Raw genomic sequence first — 15,330 nt, 5'->3', positions numbered from 1 at the left:
GAGCCGCCGCCCTGGGCCGAGATCTCCAGGGGCGAGGGGTACTCGCCGGGGCGGGCTGCGCCGTCGGGCCCGGTGACGTCGGGCGTGCTGCCGGGCGTCCCGGGCGGGACGGCGGCGGGACGGTCGGTGCGCGGGGTCGTCATGAGGTGCTCCAGGACCGGGTCAGGCGGAAGTACAGGGCGGAGAAGGCCGCGAGGGCGAGCGCGAGCATGAGCGACAGCGCGGTCGCCGCGCCGTAGTTGCCGCCCAGGCTGTTCGCGAACGCGTAGTTGTAGATGAGCAGCAGGATCGTGATGGTCGAGTTCGCGGGGCCGCCGCCCGTGAACAGGTACGGCTCGAGGAACACCTGCGCGGTCCCGATGATCTGCAGGATCAGCGTGATGAACAGGACCCCGCGGAGCTGGGGCATGGTCACGTGCCACACCTTGCGCCACACGCCCGCGCCGTCGACCTCGGCGGCGTCGTACAGCTCGGGCGGGACGCTCGTGAGCGCCGCGAGGTAGATGATGATCGTGCCGCCCGCGCCGGCCCACGTGGCCGCGAGGACGAGCGAGGGCATGGCCGTGGTCGCGTCCTGGAGCCACGGGTACGGCCCCAGGCCCACCCAGCCGAGGATCGTGTTGAACACGCCGTGGGGGCCGGCGTCGTAGAAGAACTTCCACAGCAGCACGGCCACGACGGGCGGCACGACGACCGGCAGGTACGCGAGCGCCGAGTAGAGCCCCTTGTACCGGCGCACCTCGCTCATCAGCACCGCGGCCACGAGGGGGACGGGGTACCCGAACAGCAGCGCGAGGAACGCGAAGTAGGCCGTGTTCCTGACCGCGGTCCACAGCAGCGGGTCGGCGAGCACGTACCGGAAGTTGTCGAGCCCCACGAACTGGGTGTCGACGAGGTTCGTCTCCTGCACGCTCATGAGGAGCGCGCGCACGATCGGGAACCACGAGAAGACCCCGAAGATCACGATCACGGGCAGCAGGAAGATCAGGTTGCTGAGCCCGCCGCCACGCACCCAGGTCACGGGCGACCGTCGTCGGGCGGGCTTGTCGGCCGGCGCTTCGTGGCGTCTGCGCGCCGGTGCACTGGTGGCGGTCACGGAAGGCCCTTCGGGGTCGAGGAGAGGTCAGGAGAAGAGGAGGGTTCCCGGTCGGTCGCCAGCGGGGGCTCGCGACCGACCGGGAGGATGGGAGCCGGGCCGCCCGATCTCACGAGCTCCGGGAGAGGACCCGCCGAGACTGGGTGAGTACCCGGGGCGGGGCGGGGGGCCGGGGCCGAGCCCCCCCTCACGGGCACCCGGTGAGCACCCGGCGAGACAGGGTGAGGGCCCGGGGTGAGGCAGGGGACGGGGCCGGGCCGTGGTGGGCCTGGCGGGAGGCCGAGGAACGAGGCCGGATGGAAGGCCCGGCCCCGTCCCCCGCCTCACCCCGCGGAGAGGATCACCCCTGGTCGAGCAGCGCCTGGGCCTGCTTGTTCGCGTCCGCCAGCAGCTTGTCGATGTCGGCGTTCTGGTCGGTCAGCACGGCCTGGACGACGGGGTCCATGAGCGCGTAGATCTCCTGCGTCTTCTGCGACGGCTCACCGACGAGGGGCAGGTCGAACATGGTGTCGGTGTACCCGGTCATCTGGTTCAGCGGGACGTTGATGTAGTCCTTGATCCATTCCTGGTTCTCGAGGTACTGCTCCTTGCTGAACATGGGGAGCACGGGGGTGCCGACGGGCTGGTCGCTCGCGACGAGCGTCTGGGCGTCCTTGACGGCGGCGTCCTGGTCGACGAGCTTGTTCAGGTAGAAGAAGTCGATCCACTTGACGGCGGCGGCCTTCTTCTCGTCGGTGGCCTGGGCGGGCATCGCGGCGAGCGTGCCGCCCGTGAGGACGCCGGCGTCGTCGCCGTCGAGGGGCAGCGCGGTGAGGCCGTAGGTCGCGGGGTCGAGCCCGTTGGACTGGACCATCGAGGTGTAGACGTCGGAGCCCGACGTGTACATGCCGACCTGGCCTGCGGCGAAGGCCTCGTTCATGGTGCCCCAGTCGAGCAGGAAGTTGCTGCCCATGGAGTTGTCCTCCCAGCGCAGGGCCTGCAGGAACTCGAGGGCTTCCTTGGTGCCGTCGTTGTCGAGCGACTCGGTGGCCTTGCCGTCGTCGTCGACGTCCTGGACGCGGCCGCCGCGCGAGTAGGTGTTGACGGTGAGCTGCCAGCCGCCGGTGTTGTTCTGCGTCATCTGGGCGTAGCCGGCGACGCCGGGGTTGGCGTCGGCGATCTTCTTGGCGTACTCGCGGACCTGGTCCCAGGTGGTGGGCGGGGAGTCGGGGTCGAGGCCCGCGGACTCGAACAGGGCCCGGTTGTAGTGGAGGCCGACGCCGTAGACGTTCTTGGCGGGGATGGCGTAGACGTGTCCGTCGGGTCCGGTGCCGGCGTCGATGATCGCGGGGTTGAACTTGTCGGCGTAGGGCAGGGTGCGGAACTGGGTGTCGAGGTCGGCGATCTGCTTGTTCTCGACGAGGGTCTTGGCGTCGGTGAACGGGATCTCGAACACGTCGGGCAGGGTGCCGCCGGCGAGCTGGGCGGCGAACGTGGTCGCCTTCCACTCGTACTCCTCGGGCACGACGTCGATGTCGGGGTTGGCGTCCTCGAACTGCTTGACCTGCTCGTTGAAGGCGTCGATGGCTTCGGGCTCGGAGCCGGGCAGGAGGGAGACGACCTTGAGGGTGGTCTTCCCGTCGGCGGACTCGTCGTCGCCAGAGCCGGAGCTCGAGCAGGCGGCGAGGGCGGTGGCGGTGAGGGCCCCCACGAGGGTGAGGGCGATCGCGCGGCGTGTGGACTTCATTGTCTCTGCTCCTTGTCGGGCGGGTGTGCGGGTGGTGCGTGTCGGGTGGTGCGTGTCGGGTGCCGTCAGGCGGGGGTGGTGCCGGTCGCGTGGCCGGGCGGGGTGCGCCGCAGCCACGCGGCCGTGTCGGTGGGGACCTCGGCACCCGTGGGGCCGTTCTCGAGGTCGGCGCTCGTCAGGAGCACGTCGTACCCGGCGGGCAGCGGGACGGCGGGGCCGAGGTTGACGACGCACAGCACGTCGCCGCGCGTGAACGCGAGCACCTGGTCGCTCGTCGCCTCGCCGGACAGGGCGTCGTCGGCCCAGGCGAAGTCGCCGCGGAACGCGGGCTCGGTGCGGCGCAGCGCGAGCACACGGCGGTAGAGGCTGAGCATCGACGCGTCGTCGCCCGCCTGCGCCTCGACCGACAGGTCGCCCCACCCGGCCGGCTGGGGCAGCCAGGGGTGAGCGCCGTCGTCGGGCCCGAACCCGTGGCTGGTGCCGCCGCGCGTCCACGGCAGGGGGACGCGGCAGCCGTCGCGGCCGGGGTCCACTCCCCCGGACCGGAAGTGCATGGGGTCGTTGATGACGTCGAGCGGGAGGTCCTCGACCTCGGGCAGGCCGAGCTCGTCGCCCTGGTAGACGTACAGCGAGCCGGGCAGCGCGGCGGACAGCAGCGCGGCGGCGCGGGCCCGACGGCGGCCCGCGGCCAGGTCGGTCGGCGTCCCGAAGCGCTTGGCCCCGAACGCGAACGCGCTGTCCTCGCGGCCGTAGCGCGTCACGGGGCGGGTCACGTCGTGGTTGGACAGGACCCACGTGGCGGGGGCGCCGACGGGGGCGTGCGCGTCGAGCGTCGTCTGGACGGACTCGCGCAGGGCCTTGGCGTCCCAGGGGCGGGCCATGAAGTCGAAGTTGAACGCGGTGTGCATCTCGTCGGGGCGCAGGTACTGCGCGAACCGGGCGCGGTCGGCGAGCCAGACCTCGCCCACCAGGACGCGCGGCTCGTCGTAGGACTCGGCGACGGTACGCCAGCCGCGGTAGACGTCGTGGATCTCGTCACGGTCGACGTGGGGGTGCTCGCCCGGGCCGGGGTGAGCCGGGACCTCGGGCAGCGTGGCGTCCTTGACGAGCAGCGCGGCGGAGTCGATGCGGATGCCCGCGGCGCCGCGGTCGAACCAGAACCGCAGGATGTCCTCGTGCTCGCGCCGCACGTCGGGGTGGTTCCAGTTGAGGTCCGGCTGCTCGGGCGTGAACAGGTGCAGGTACCACTCGCCGGGTGTGCCGTCGGGGTTCGTGGTGCGGGTCCAGGTGGTGCCCTGGAAGTCGGAGACCCAGTGCGTGGGCATCTCGTCGCCGCCCGGACCCTTGCCGGGGTGGAACCAGAAGCGCTCGCGCTCGGGCGAGCCGGGGCCGGCGGCGAGCGCGGCCTGGAACCAGCGGTGCGCGGCCGAGACGTGGTTGGGCACGACGTCGACGATGGTGCGGATGCCCAGCTCGCGCGCCGCGGCGATGAGCTGCTCGGCCTCGGTGAGCGTGCCGAACTGGGGGTCGATCTCGCGGTAGTCCGCGACGTCGTAGCCGCCGTCGGCGAGCGGGGACAGGTACCAGGGGGTGAACCAGATGGCGTCGACACCCAGGTCCCGCAGGTACGGCAGGTGCTGCCGCACGCCGGCCAGGTCGCCCGTGCCGTCGCCGTCGCCGTCCGCGAAGCTGCGCACGTACACCTGGTAGATGACCGCGTCCCGCCACCAGGTGGGGTCGGCCCCTCGGGTCGAGTCGTCCTCGCGCACCGTGTCCTCGTCTTCCGTCCGTCCCGTTCAGCCGTGAACGGGTGCTCCTCGTCGAGCGCGGCGACCCGGGTGGGTGTGCCGCTGGACTCCCGATCCGCGGGATCCGGCGTCTGGGGATCAACGTAATCACTCGACAGCAATCACGCAAGAACTCGACAGGAGCGTTATGAAAACGCGACCTTCGCCGGGGAACCCCTCGCTGTGTGCGGAGTAGTTGCTCCCGTGAAGGCGCGGGCGGTGCAACTACTCCGCACTCGACGGCTGGCAGGGGCCGGGGCGGACGGGGGCAGACGCGGGCAGCACGGAGGGCGCCGCCCCGGGATCCCCCGGGACGGCGCCCTCGTCGGCGGCGCGTGGCTAGTCGGTCGTGGCGCTCCGCAACGGCGCGGTCGAGCCGCGCACCACGAGCTCGGGCTCGAACAGCAGCTCGTCGCGCGACACGTCGGCCCCCGCGATCATGCTCGCGAGCAGGTCGACGGCCGCACGCCCCATGGGCTCGATGGGCTGGCGGACGGTCGTGAGCGCGGGATCGGTCGAGTTCATGAGCGCCGAGTCGTCGTAGCCCACGACCGAGACGTCGGTCGGCACCTGCTTGCCGGCCCGGCGCACGGCCCGGATCGCGCCGAGCGCAAGGGGGTCGCTCGCGCACACGATCGCCGTGGCCCCGGCGTCGAGGAGCCGCACCGAGGCGGCCTGGCCGCTCTCGAGCGAGTACTGGCTGTGCTGGACGAGCGCGGGGTCGATGGTCACGCCGTGGCGGGCCGCGAGCGCGTGGGCCGCGGCGAGCTTGCGCTCGGACGGGATGTGGTCCGTGGGACCGAGCAGCAGCCCGATCCGGCGGTGCCCCAGCGACAGCAGGTGCCCGAGCGCCTGGTTCATGGCGACGACGTCGTCGCACGAGACCCGCGGGAAGTCGAGCGACTCGATCGAGGCGTTCATGAGGACGACGGGCAGGTTGCGCTCGGCGAGGCGCCGGTACGGCTCGTGGTCCGCCTCGCGCTGGGCGTAGAACCCGCCCGCGAAGAGCACGCCCGAGACCTGCTGGCCGAGGAGCAGGTCGATGTACTCGGACTCGGTGATGCCGCCTGCGGTGCGTGTGCAGAGCACGGGCGTGAACCCCTGCTGCGCGAGCGCCCCGCCGATGACCTCGGCGAACGCCGGGAAGATGGGGTTGGCGAGCTCGGGGAGCACGAGGCCGACGAGCCGTCCGCGCTCACCGCGCAGCTTGGTGGGGCGCTCGTACCCGAGCACGTCGAGGGCCGTGAGGACGGAGTCGCGCGTCGCCTGGGAGACCCCGGGCTTGCCGTTGAGCACGCGGCTGACCGTGGCCTCGCTGACACCGACCTTCTTGGCCACCTCGGCAAGTCGTCTGGACATGCTGCTGACTATACGCAGAGCGCAAGCGGCTTGCGTTCGCTTGCGCAACCTTGAGCGGCCCGTCGGCGCTCGTCAGGCTCCCGCCCGCCCCGTCGGCGGCCCGTCAGCACCGGCGGCCCGTCAGCGTCCCCGCGTGACGGTGTGCCCCGCGTCGGTGAGCACGTCCGCGGCGGACTCGACCGAGTCCTCGGGGACCAGCACCAGGTCCGCGTGGAACGTCGACGCGACGAAGACCGCGATCCCCGCCTCGGCGAGCGGGCCCACGATCGCCGCGAGCATGCCGGGCTTGCCGAGTCCGTGGGGGTCGCCGTAGAACCCCGCCCACCGGTCGCCGCCGCCGCCGAAGGGCGAGGCCTCGCGCAGGACGGTCAGCCCCTCGGGTGCGCGGACGAGCGCGACCCACTCGTCGTCGTCGGGGAAGGACGAGTGGGGCTCGTGCGCGAGCGTGAAGAACGAGTCGAGGAGGCGGAGCTTCTGCGCGGACATGCCCGCGAGCCTAGGCCGCGCCACCGACACCTGGATCGCCCCCGAGAAGTGTCGTGCAGTGCACAACAACCCCTGTGCGCGGCACACCTCGAGCGCCGAGCCGTGGTTAGGCTCGACGCGTGAGCGCCCCCACCCCCACACCCGGGCTCCTGCCCGCACCCGTGAGCCTGCAGCCTGCCGCCGGCTCGTTCCCGCTGACCGACGGCACGCCGGTCCGCACGGACCCCGCCCTGGCCGCCGCCGCGCGCTGGTGGCGCCGGGTCACCGAGGACGCGTTCGGTCTCGACCTGCCGTTCACGGTGAGCGCCGCGCCCCGCTCCTCAGCAGAGCCCGACGGCGCCGCTCCCGCCGGCGTGACCCTCGCCCTCGACGCGTCGCGCCCCGCGGGCGGCTACCGCCTCGAGATCACCCCGGGGGCCGTGCTGCTCACGTCCGCCGACGCGGCCGGTGCCCACGCGGGCGTCCAGACGCTGCGACAGCTCGCGGGCCCGCAGGCCTACCGTACGGCGCCGGTCGCCGCGGCCCCGGCCAGCACCGTCCACCTGCCCGCCCTCACGATCGAGGACCACCCGCGCTTCGGCTGGCGCGGCGTGCTGCTCGACGTCGCCCGGCACTTCCTGCCCAAGCGCGAGGTGCTGCGGTTCGTCGACCTCGCGGCGGCGCACAAGCTCAACGTCGTCCAGCTCCACCTCACGGACGACCAGGGCTGGCGCATGCAGGTCCACCGCTACCCGCTGCTCACGGAGGTCGGGGGCTGGCGCACCGAGTCGAACGTCGGGACCTGGCGCACGGGGGTCTTCGACGGTCGGCCGCACGGCGGCTTCTACTCCCAGGACGACCTGCGCGAGATCGTCGCCTACGCGCGCGAGCGGGGCGTCGTCGTCGTGCCGGAGATCGACGCGCCCGGGCACGTCGAGGCGGCCGTCGCGGCCTACCCGTTCCTCGGGACCCGCAAGGCGCCGCACGCCGTGCGCACCACGTGGGGCGTGAGCACCGAGGTCCTCGACCCGTCGGACGAGGCGCTCGAGTTCTTCACGAACGTGCTGGACGAGGTCCTCGACGTCTTCGACTCCCCCTGGGTCGCGATCGGCGGCGACGAGGTCCCCACGACGCTGTGGCGCGAGAACCCGGCGATCGTGGCCCTCGCCGAGCAGCGCGGCCTCGCGGACGTCGCGGACCTCGCGGGCTGGTTCCTGGCGCGCCTGAGCGAGCACGTCACGGCCCGGGGCCGTCGCGCGGTCGTGTGGGACGAGGGCTTCGGCGCGCAGCTCCCGCGCGACGTCGTCGTGACCGCGTGGCGCGGCTTCACGGTCGGCGCGGACGCGCTCGAGGCGGGCAACGACGTCGTCATGGCCCCCGAGCAGGTCGTCTACCTGGACCACCGCGCGGGCGACGGCGAGGACGAGCCCGTGCCCGTCGGCTTCCTGCGCACGGTCGAGGACGTCTACGCGTTCGACCCGTTCCCGCCCGAGGTCCTCGCGCAGTACCCGGGCCTCGACGCCGCGCCCGGCCGCCTGCTGGGCGCCCAGGCCGAGGTCTGGTCCGAGCACCTCGACTCCCCGCGCCGCGTCGACTACGCGGCGTTCCCGCGCCTCGCGGCGTTCGCGGAGGTCGTCTGGAGCCCGACGGCGGAGCGCACCCCGGGCGGGTCGGCCTCGGCCGAGTTCCTCGCGCGGCTCGAGCACGACCACCTGCCGCGCCTCGACGCGGCAGGGGTCGAGTACCGCCCGCTCGACGGGCCGAAGCCCTGGCAGCAGCGCCCGGGCGTGCACGGCTTCCTGCGCCACCTCGACCAGGAGATGGCCGCGGGCGGCTGGGCGGGCGTGGGCGGCTGGGTCGAGGGACGCGACGAGCACTCGGAGGGACAGGCATGAGCACCACGGAGCAGGGGGTGACGCTCGTCGTCCGCGGCGCACGGCTCACCACCCCGGAGGGGCTGTCGGAGCCCGTCGACCTGCTGGTCGCGGGCGACCTGATCGACGACGTCGTCCCGACCGGTACTGCGTCCGTGCCGACGGGGGCGCTCGTGATCGAGGCCGCAGGACGTATCGCGTTCCCCGGCTTCGTCGACTCCCACGTGCACGGCGAGGCCGCGGTCCTCGACCCCGACGTGCAGCTCGCGATGCTGCGCCAGGGCGTCACGAGCATCGTCGTCGGGCAGGACGGCGTCTCCTACGCCCCCTCGGCGCCCCTGCCCGTCGCGGACGGCACCCCCGACGCGCACACCTGGGCCACGGGCTACTTCAGCGCGATCAACGGCGAGCACCCGACGTTCCGGGGCGGCTCGGTCGCGGACCTGCTCGCGACCTACGAGGGCACCACGCCGCTCAACGTCGCCTACCTCGTGCCGCACGGCACGCTGCGCTACGGCGTCCTGGGGGGCGCGGCCCGGCCCGCGACCCCCGAGGAGACCGAGCGCATGGTCGCCCTGCTGCGCGAAGCCCTCGACGACGGCGCGTGCGGCATGTCGACGGGCCTCGAGTACGCCCCGGCCTCGAACGCGACCGACGACGAGCTCGTCGCCCTGGCCCGCGTCCTCGCCGAGCGGCGCCTGCCGCACGTGAGCCACATGCGCGGCTACGAGGACAAGGCCGGGACCGCGATGGCCGAGCTCGTCCGGGTCGCCCGGGCGTCGGGCGTCGCGACCCACGTCTCGCACTACCACGGCCCCGCGGCCGAGCTCGTGGGCTACGTCGAGGACGCGCACGCGGCCGGGCTCGACGTCACGTTCGACTCCTACCCGTACCTGCGCGGCGCCTCGATCCTGTCGATGGTCTCGCTGCCCACGTGGCTGCCCATCGCGGACCCGGACGCCACGGTCGCGATGCTCCAGGACCCCGACGTCGTCGCGCGGCTCAAGGCCGAGCACTTCCCCGGGCTCACCGACCTCTGGGAGCGCGTGACCATGGCCGCCGTCCCCGGCGAGCTGCGGTGGAGCGAGGGCATGGCCCTGCTCGACGTCGCCGACCGCCTGGGCCTCGACCCCGTCGACACGACGCTGCGCATCCTCGTATCGACGCACCTGCGTGCGGGCTGCGTCTTCGCCCAGCCGCCGACCAACTCCCCCGAGTCCGTCCGCACGCTCCTGCGCCACCCCGCGCAGATGGGCGGCTCGGACGCGATCTACCAGGGAGGACGACCCCACCCGCGCGGCTGGGGCGCGTTCGCGCGCTTCCTCGCCGAGCACGTGCGCACGCTCGGGGACTGGACCTGGCACGACGCCGAGCAGCACCTGTCCACGGCCGCGGCCGAGCGCTTCGGGTTCGTCGACCGGGGTCGCCTGGCTCCCGGCGCGCGCGCCGACGTCGTGCTGCTCGACCCGGAGACGGTGCAGGACGTCGCGACGTACGAGGACCCGCGCCGTCCCGCGACCGGGATCGACGACGTGCTCGTCGCCGGCGTCCCCGTGCTCGTGGGCGGGCAGCCCACCGGAGCCACCCCCGGCCGGGCGCTGCGACCGACCGTCCCGGCGGGCCGCGCATGACGCTCGACCCGCGCAGCACCGCGACCGCCGACGCCGGGAGCAGGAACTCGTCCCAGTCGCTGCGTCGTGCCCTCGGGATCCTCGACGCGCTGCGCCACGACGCCGTGCGGGGCCTGAGCCTCGTCGAGCTCGCGGACGTGCTGGGCACGCACAAGAGCACGGTCTCGCGCCTGCTCGCGCCGCTCGTCGAGGTCCACCTGGTCCGGCGCACGCCTGCGGGTCGCTTCGTGCTCGGCGCCGGGACGCTCCGGCTCGGCCAGGCGTACCTCGAAGGGCTCGACCTGCGCACGGTCGCCGAACCGCACCTCGCGGCCCTCATGCGGGCCTCGGGTGCCACGTGCCACCTCGTCGTGCACGACGGCCTCGACGTCGTCTACATCGACAAGAAGGAGAACACCGCAGTCGTGCGCATGGCCTCGCGCATCGGGCGGCGCATGCCGCTGTACTGCACCGGCGTCGGCAAGGCGATCCTCGCGGCGAGCGACGTCGAGCTCCTCGACGCCGTGCTCGAGCACCCCATGCCCGCCGTCACCGCGCGCACCGTCACGAGCCCCGAGCACCTGCGGGCCGAGATCCGCACGGTCGCCCAGCGCGGCTACGCGATCGACGACCGTGAGAACGAGGCCGAGGTGCGCTGCGTCGCGGCCGCCGTGGTCGACCACACGGAGACCGCGATCGGCGCGCTCTCCGTCTCCGCCCTCGCCTCGCACATGCCGCCCGCACGGGTACGCGAGCTGGGCCCGCTCGTCGTGCAGGCCGCCCGCGCGGTCTCCGCCGGGATGGGCTCCGTGCGCTGCGGCTACGAACCCACCGGGAGGAACGCATGACCCACCCCACCCAGCCCGACCACCCCACCTCGCCGTCCGGCCGCGCGGCCGTGCCGGGGGATCTGGGCCTCGTCGTCGGGCCCGCGACCAAGGGCCTGCGCCTCGACGCCGACCGGACCGTCGCCGACGTGCTCGCGGACTCGCCCCGCCTCACCGACGACGCCTTCTCCTGGCCGCTGCTCACGCTCGACGACGCGGCGCTCGACCACAACGTGGCACTCATGGCGCGGCTGTGCGCCGAGCGCGGCGTCGAGCACGCACCGCACGTCAAGACCGCGATGTCCCGCTCGCTCTACGCGCGCCAGGCGCGCGCCGGGGCGTGGGGCGCGACCGTCGCGAACCCGTCCCAGCTCCGCGTGGTGCGCACGTGGGGGGTCGAGCGGGTGTTCCTCGCGAACGAGCTCATGGACCCGCGCGACATCGCGTGGCTGCGCCGCGAGCTCGAGGCCTCGGTCGTGCCCGGCGGCACGCCGTTCGAGGCGTGGGTGTACGTCGACTCGATCGAGGGCGTCGGGCTCCTCACGCGCGGCTTCGCGGGGGCGACCCCCGAGGTCGTCGCGGGGCTCGGCGTGCTCGTCGAGGTCGGCGTCCCGGGCGGCCGGACGGGCGTGCGCAGCACGGCCGACGCGCTGGGCCTGGCCCGCGCGGTGCGCGCCGCAGGGCTGCGCGTGCCGGGCGTCGCCGGGTACGAGGGGTCGGCCGCGGGCGGCACCACGCCCGAGGACCTCGCCCAGGTCACGGCCTACTGCCGGGGCCTGCGTGACGTCGCGGCCGCGTTCGTCCGCGAGGGTCTCGTGCCCGACGACGAGCCCGTGGTCGTGACCGCGGGCGGCAGCTCGTTCCTCGACGTCGTGCTCGCGGAGCTCCCCGGCCCGCTCACGGTCGCGGGCACCGCGGGGACCGACGGCCCCGACGGGGCGGCGCTCACGCGCGACGTGCGCGTCGTCGTGCGCTCGGGCGCGTACGTCACGCACGACCACGGCTTCTGCGCCCGCATGGACCCCTGGGACCGCATCCCGGGCGGCGAGCCCATGCACGCGGCCGCGGTCGTGTGGGGCCAGGTGCTCTCGGTCCCCGAGCCCGGGCTCGTGCTGTGCGGCGTGGGCCGACGCGACGTGTCCTACGACATCGACCTGCCCACGGCCCTGTGGCTGCGCACGCTCGACGAGAACGGCACGCTGCGTCCCGCGCACGACCTCGCGGGGGCCCGGGTCACGGGCCTCAACGACCAGCACCTGTACCTCACGATCGACCCCACGCCCGCGGGCAGCGCCCCGGTCACGACGCGGATCCGGCCCGGCGACGTCGTCGGGTTCGGGATCTCGCACCCGTGCACGCTGTTCGACAAATGGCGTGTGGCCGCGGTCGTGAGCGACGACGACCAGGTCGTCGACATCGTCGGCACCGAGTTCTGACCCCGGTCCCCCGGACCACCCCCGAGAGAAAGAGACACGATGAGCACCCCCAAGACCCCGATCAGCACCCCGCACGCACCGGCGCCGGCCCACACCTTCCACCAGGGTGTGCGCAAGGGCCCGTTCGTCCAGGTCTCGGGTCAGGGCCCGGTCGACCCTGCGACGAGCGAGTACCTGTACCCCGGGGACGTCGCGGCGCAGACCACGCGCACCCTGGAGAACGTCAAGGCCATCGTCGAGGGCGCGGGCGCCACGTTCGACGACGTCGTGATGCTGCGCGTCTACCTCACCAAGCGCGAGGACTTCCCGATCATGAACGACGCGTACGGCGCGTTCGTCGAGGCGAACTGCCCGGGTGGCGTGCTGCCGGCCCGCACCACGGTCTTCACGGGCCTGCCCCGCGAGGAGATGCTGGTCGAGATCGACGGGCTCGCGATCACGGACTGACGGTCCGCCGCCGCTGAGTGCGGAGTAGTTGTCGTCCGGGACGTCCTGGAACGACAACTACTCCGCACTCGGCCGGCGCACGCCGTGGGTGGCCGCGCCTAGCCTGGCGGGATGATCGAGACGCTCGCCATCGAGGGCTACCGCTCGCTGCGGCACCTCGTCCTGCCGCTCGGCCGTCTCACGGTCGTGACGGGCGCCAACGGCGTGGGCAAGTCGAGCCTGTACCGCTCGCTGCGCCTGCTCGCCGAGTGCGCGCTGGGCGGCGCGGTCGGGGCCCTGGCCCGCGAGGGCGGCCTGCCCTCGACGCTGTGGGCCGGTCCGGAGGTCATCGGGCGCTCGGTGCGCGAGGGCGTGCACCCCGTCCAGGGCACGGTGCGCGGTGGCCCGGTCGCGCTGCGGCTGGGCTTCGCGAGCGGCCCGGACCCCCTGCCCGACGGCGCCGCGTCCGCGGGTGCGTCTCTCACCGGCGCGTACGGGTACGCGATCGACCTGGGGCTGCCGCAGGACGGCGGCGCGTCGTTCGGCCTGGACCCGGAGATCAAGACCGAGGTCGTCTGGTCGGGACCTGTGCTGCGTCCCGCGACGCTCGTCGCCGACCGGCACGGCCCCTCGGTCCGGCTGCGCGACGAGGACGGGGTGTGGCAGGCATCGGGGCGCCGGCTGCGGTCCTTCGACAGCATGCTCTCGGAGGTCGTGGACCCCGTGGGCGCCCCCGAGCTCGTGCTGGTGCGCGAGCGCCTGCGGTCCTGGCGCTTCTACGACCAGTTCCGCACCGACGCCCTGGCTCCGGCCCGCGGCGCGCACGTCGGCACCCGGACCCCCGTCCTCGCGCACGACGGCGCCGACCTCGCCGCAGCGCTCGAGACGATCCGCGAGCTGGGCCTGGCCGACGACCTGGACGCCGCGGTCGAGGACGCGTTCCCCGGGTCGAGCGTGCGCGTGCGTGTGACGGACGACGGCCGGTTCTCGCTCGAGCTGCGCCAGCACGGTCTGCTGCGTCCGCTCGGCAGCGCGGAGCTGTCCGACGGCACGCTGCGCTACCTGCTGTGGGTCGCGGCGCTGCTCACGCCCCGCCCGCCCGAGCTGCTCGTGCTCAACGAGCCCGAGACGAGCCTGCACCCCGAGCTGCTGCCCGCGCTCGGGGCCCTGGTCGCCGGAGCCGCGCGACGCACTCAGGTCGTGGTCGTGACGCACTCGCACGCGCTGGTCCGGGCCATGGAGGATGCGGCGGGCCGTTCGCGTGCCGTCTCCCCGGCGCTCGAGCACGTCGAGCTCGTCAAGGAGCTCGGCCAGACGACCGTCGCGGGCCGTGAGGGACCGCTCGACCAGCCGCAGTGGCACTGGCCCAAGCGCTGAGTGCATGATCCGGCCGCGACCCGCCGGGCGTGTCGCGGCCGGATCATGCACTCAGCGGGCCGGGGTCAGCGGCGCACGGACCCCAGGTACAGGCTCGTGACCGACGCCGCGACCTCGGTCAGCCGGCTCGCGGTGCGCCCCACGAGCTCCTCGAGGTCGATCGGTCCCGGCGCGATCGAGAACGCGGCCGCGATCCCTGCGGCGCGCGCCTGCCGCGCGGGCAGGAGCACCTGCCCGGCGATCACCACGACGGGCGGCCGGCCCGCCGCAGCCGCCGCGATCGCCCCGATCCCGTCGGCGACCTTGCCGTGGACGGACTGCGAGTCGAACGAGCCCTCGCCCGTGAGCACCAGGTCGGCGTCCACGACGGCCGCGGGCAGCCCGATCGCCTGCGCGACCAGGGTCGCGCCGTGCTCGAGCTCGGCACCGAGCACCGCGACGAGGGCCGCCGGCACCCCACCGGCGGCGCCCGCCCCCGAGAGGTCGTGCGTACGGACCCCGGTCTCGCGCTCGAGCAGGTCTGCCCAGCGCACGAGCGCCGCGTCGAGGAACGCGACGTCCGCCTCGCTCGCCCCCTTCTGCGGCCCGAACACGGCCGCCGCCCCGCGCTCGCCCACGAGCGGGTTCGTCACGTCGACGGCCAGCCGCCACCGCACCGCGCGGGCCCGCGGGTGCAGTCCCCCGAGGTCGAGGCCGACGACGCGCGCGAGCCCCTCGCCGCCGTCGGGCACGAGGGTCCCGGCGAGCTCCCCGTCCGTCGAGGAGGGGACCGTCGCGGGCGAGCGGGCGAGGAGCCGGGCTCCGAGGCCCGTCAGGACGCCCGCGCCGCCGTCGGTCGACGCAGACCCCCCGAGGCACAGGACGACCTCCTCGACCCCGGCGTCGAGGACCGCGGCGCACGCCGCTCCCGTGCCGCGCGTGTGCGCATGGAGAGGCTGGAGGACGACGTCGCTCACGGCGGGCAGGCCGCTCGCCGCAGCGAGCTCGACCACACCGATGCGACCGTCGGCCGACACCCCGTAGCGTGCCCGGCGAGGACGTCCGATGGCGTCGACCGTCGCGACCTCGCGCGCCTTCACCCCCCACACGGACAGGAGCGCATCGAGCGTGCCCTCGCCACCGTCGGCCATGGGCAGGAGCCTGACCTCGGCGTCGGGCGCCGCCGCCAGGACGCCGTCGGCGAGGTGCCGGGCCACCTCCGCGGCCGTCGCGGAACCCTTGAACGAGTCGGGCGCGATCACGACGCGCAGCGGTCGCGGGCCGGTGCGCGCGGGGTCGACGGTCGGGGTGGCGTTCGTCGTCGGAGGCACGCCCCGATCGTAGCCAGCGGGTCCGGGCCGCGCCGGG

The 15,330-nt window shown here is 74.1% G+C and carries 12 protein-coding genes; 6 read left to right on the top strand and 6 right to left on the bottom strand.

The window, feature by feature from the left end; all coding sequences use genetic code 11:
- Positions 1-139: 139 nt before the first annotated feature.
- From JOD49_RS16370 to JOD49_RS16350, 5 genes are all read right to left on the bottom strand, one after another.
- Positions 140-1,096, bottom strand: a complete 957-nt coding sequence (locus JOD49_RS16370) for a carbohydrate ABC transporter permease (RefSeq protein ID WP_307822589.1) — start codon at positions 1,094-1,096, stop codon at positions 140-142.
- 340 nt (positions 1,097-1,436) lie between these two features.
- A complete protein-coding gene (locus tag JOD49_RS16365; RefSeq protein WP_205308111.1) occupies positions 1,437-2,822 on the bottom strand; it encodes an ABC transporter substrate-binding protein in 1,386 nt (461 codons plus the stop codon).
- A 65-nt stretch (positions 2,823-2,887) separates the two neighbouring features.
- The gene (locus JOD49_RS16360) at positions 2,888-4,591 is read right to left on the bottom strand and encodes a glycoside hydrolase family 13 protein (RefSeq protein WP_205308109.1); all 1,704 of its coding nucleotides are present in this window, start codon (positions 4,589-4,591) and stop codon (positions 2,888-2,890) included.
- Between the two features lie 357 nt (positions 4,592-4,948).
- Positions 4,949-5,968 (bottom strand): LacI family DNA-binding transcriptional regulator, encoded by a 1,020-nt coding sequence (locus JOD49_RS16355; RefSeq protein ID WP_191790923.1) that lies wholly within the window; start codon positions 5,966-5,968, stop codon positions 4,949-4,951.
- A gap of 120 nt (positions 5,969-6,088) precedes the next feature.
- Positions 6,089-6,454, bottom strand: coding sequence for an ACT domain-containing protein (locus JOD49_RS16350; protein WP_204809704.1), 366 nt, complete (start codon positions 6,452-6,454; stop codon positions 6,089-6,091).
- Between the two features lie 119 nt (positions 6,455-6,573).
- On the opposite strand from JOD49_RS16350, the gene JOD49_RS16345 reads away from it, so the two are divergent.
- From JOD49_RS16345 to JOD49_RS16320, 6 genes are all read left to right on the top strand, one after another.
- Positions 6,574-8,328: a beta-N-acetylhexosaminidase gene (locus tag JOD49_RS16345; RefSeq protein ID WP_205308108.1), complete on the top strand. Its 1,755-nt coding sequence runs from the start codon at positions 6,574-6,576 to the stop codon at positions 8,326-8,328.
- Complete coding sequence (locus tag JOD49_RS16340; protein ID WP_205308107.1) at positions 8,325-9,938, top strand: N-acyl-D-amino-acid deacylase family protein; 1,614 nt, start codon at positions 8,325-8,327, stop codon at positions 9,936-9,938. The genes JOD49_RS16345 and JOD49_RS16340 overlap by 4 nt, the downstream gene beginning before the upstream one ends.
- Positions 9,935-10,765, top strand: coding sequence for an IclR family transcriptional regulator (locus tag JOD49_RS16335; protein WP_205308106.1), 831 nt, complete (start codon positions 9,935-9,937; stop codon positions 10,763-10,765). Before JOD49_RS16340 ends, JOD49_RS16335 begins: the two co-directional genes overlap by 4 nt.
- On the top strand, positions 10,762-12,180 hold the full coding sequence (locus JOD49_RS16330; RefSeq protein WP_205308105.1) for a type III PLP-dependent enzyme domain-containing protein: 1,419 nt from the start codon (positions 10,762-10,764) through the stop codon (positions 12,178-12,180). Before JOD49_RS16335 ends, JOD49_RS16330 begins: the two co-directional genes overlap by 4 nt.
- A 39-nt stretch (positions 12,181-12,219) precedes the next feature.
- Positions 12,220-12,627, top strand: coding sequence for a RidA family protein (locus tag JOD49_RS16325; RefSeq protein ID WP_138823291.1), 408 nt, complete (start codon positions 12,220-12,222; stop codon positions 12,625-12,627).
- A gap of 111 nt (positions 12,628-12,738) precedes the next feature.
- On the top strand, positions 12,739-13,983 hold the full coding sequence (locus JOD49_RS16320; protein ID WP_205308104.1) for an AAA family ATPase: 1,245 nt from the start codon (positions 12,739-12,741) through the stop codon (positions 13,981-13,983).
- A 65-nt stretch (positions 13,984-14,048) separates the two neighbouring features.
- Here the strand turns inward: JOD49_RS16320 and JOD49_RS16315 are convergent, their stop codons facing one another.
- The gene (locus JOD49_RS16315) at positions 14,049-15,293 is read right to left on the bottom strand and encodes a glycerate kinase (RefSeq protein WP_205308103.1); all 1,245 of its coding nucleotides are present in this window, start codon (positions 15,291-15,293) and stop codon (positions 14,049-14,051) included.
- Positions 15,294-15,330 lie beyond the last annotated feature (37 nt).

Source organism: Oerskovia jenensis, from assembly GCF_016907235.1.
In the GTDB taxonomy this organism is placed as follows: Bacteria; Actinomycetota; Actinomycetes; order Actinomycetales; family Cellulomonadaceae; genus Oerskovia; species Oerskovia jenensis.
The sequence above is the reverse complement of the archived record's forward strand: the minus strand, read 5'-3'. Positions and strand labels throughout refer to the sequence as shown.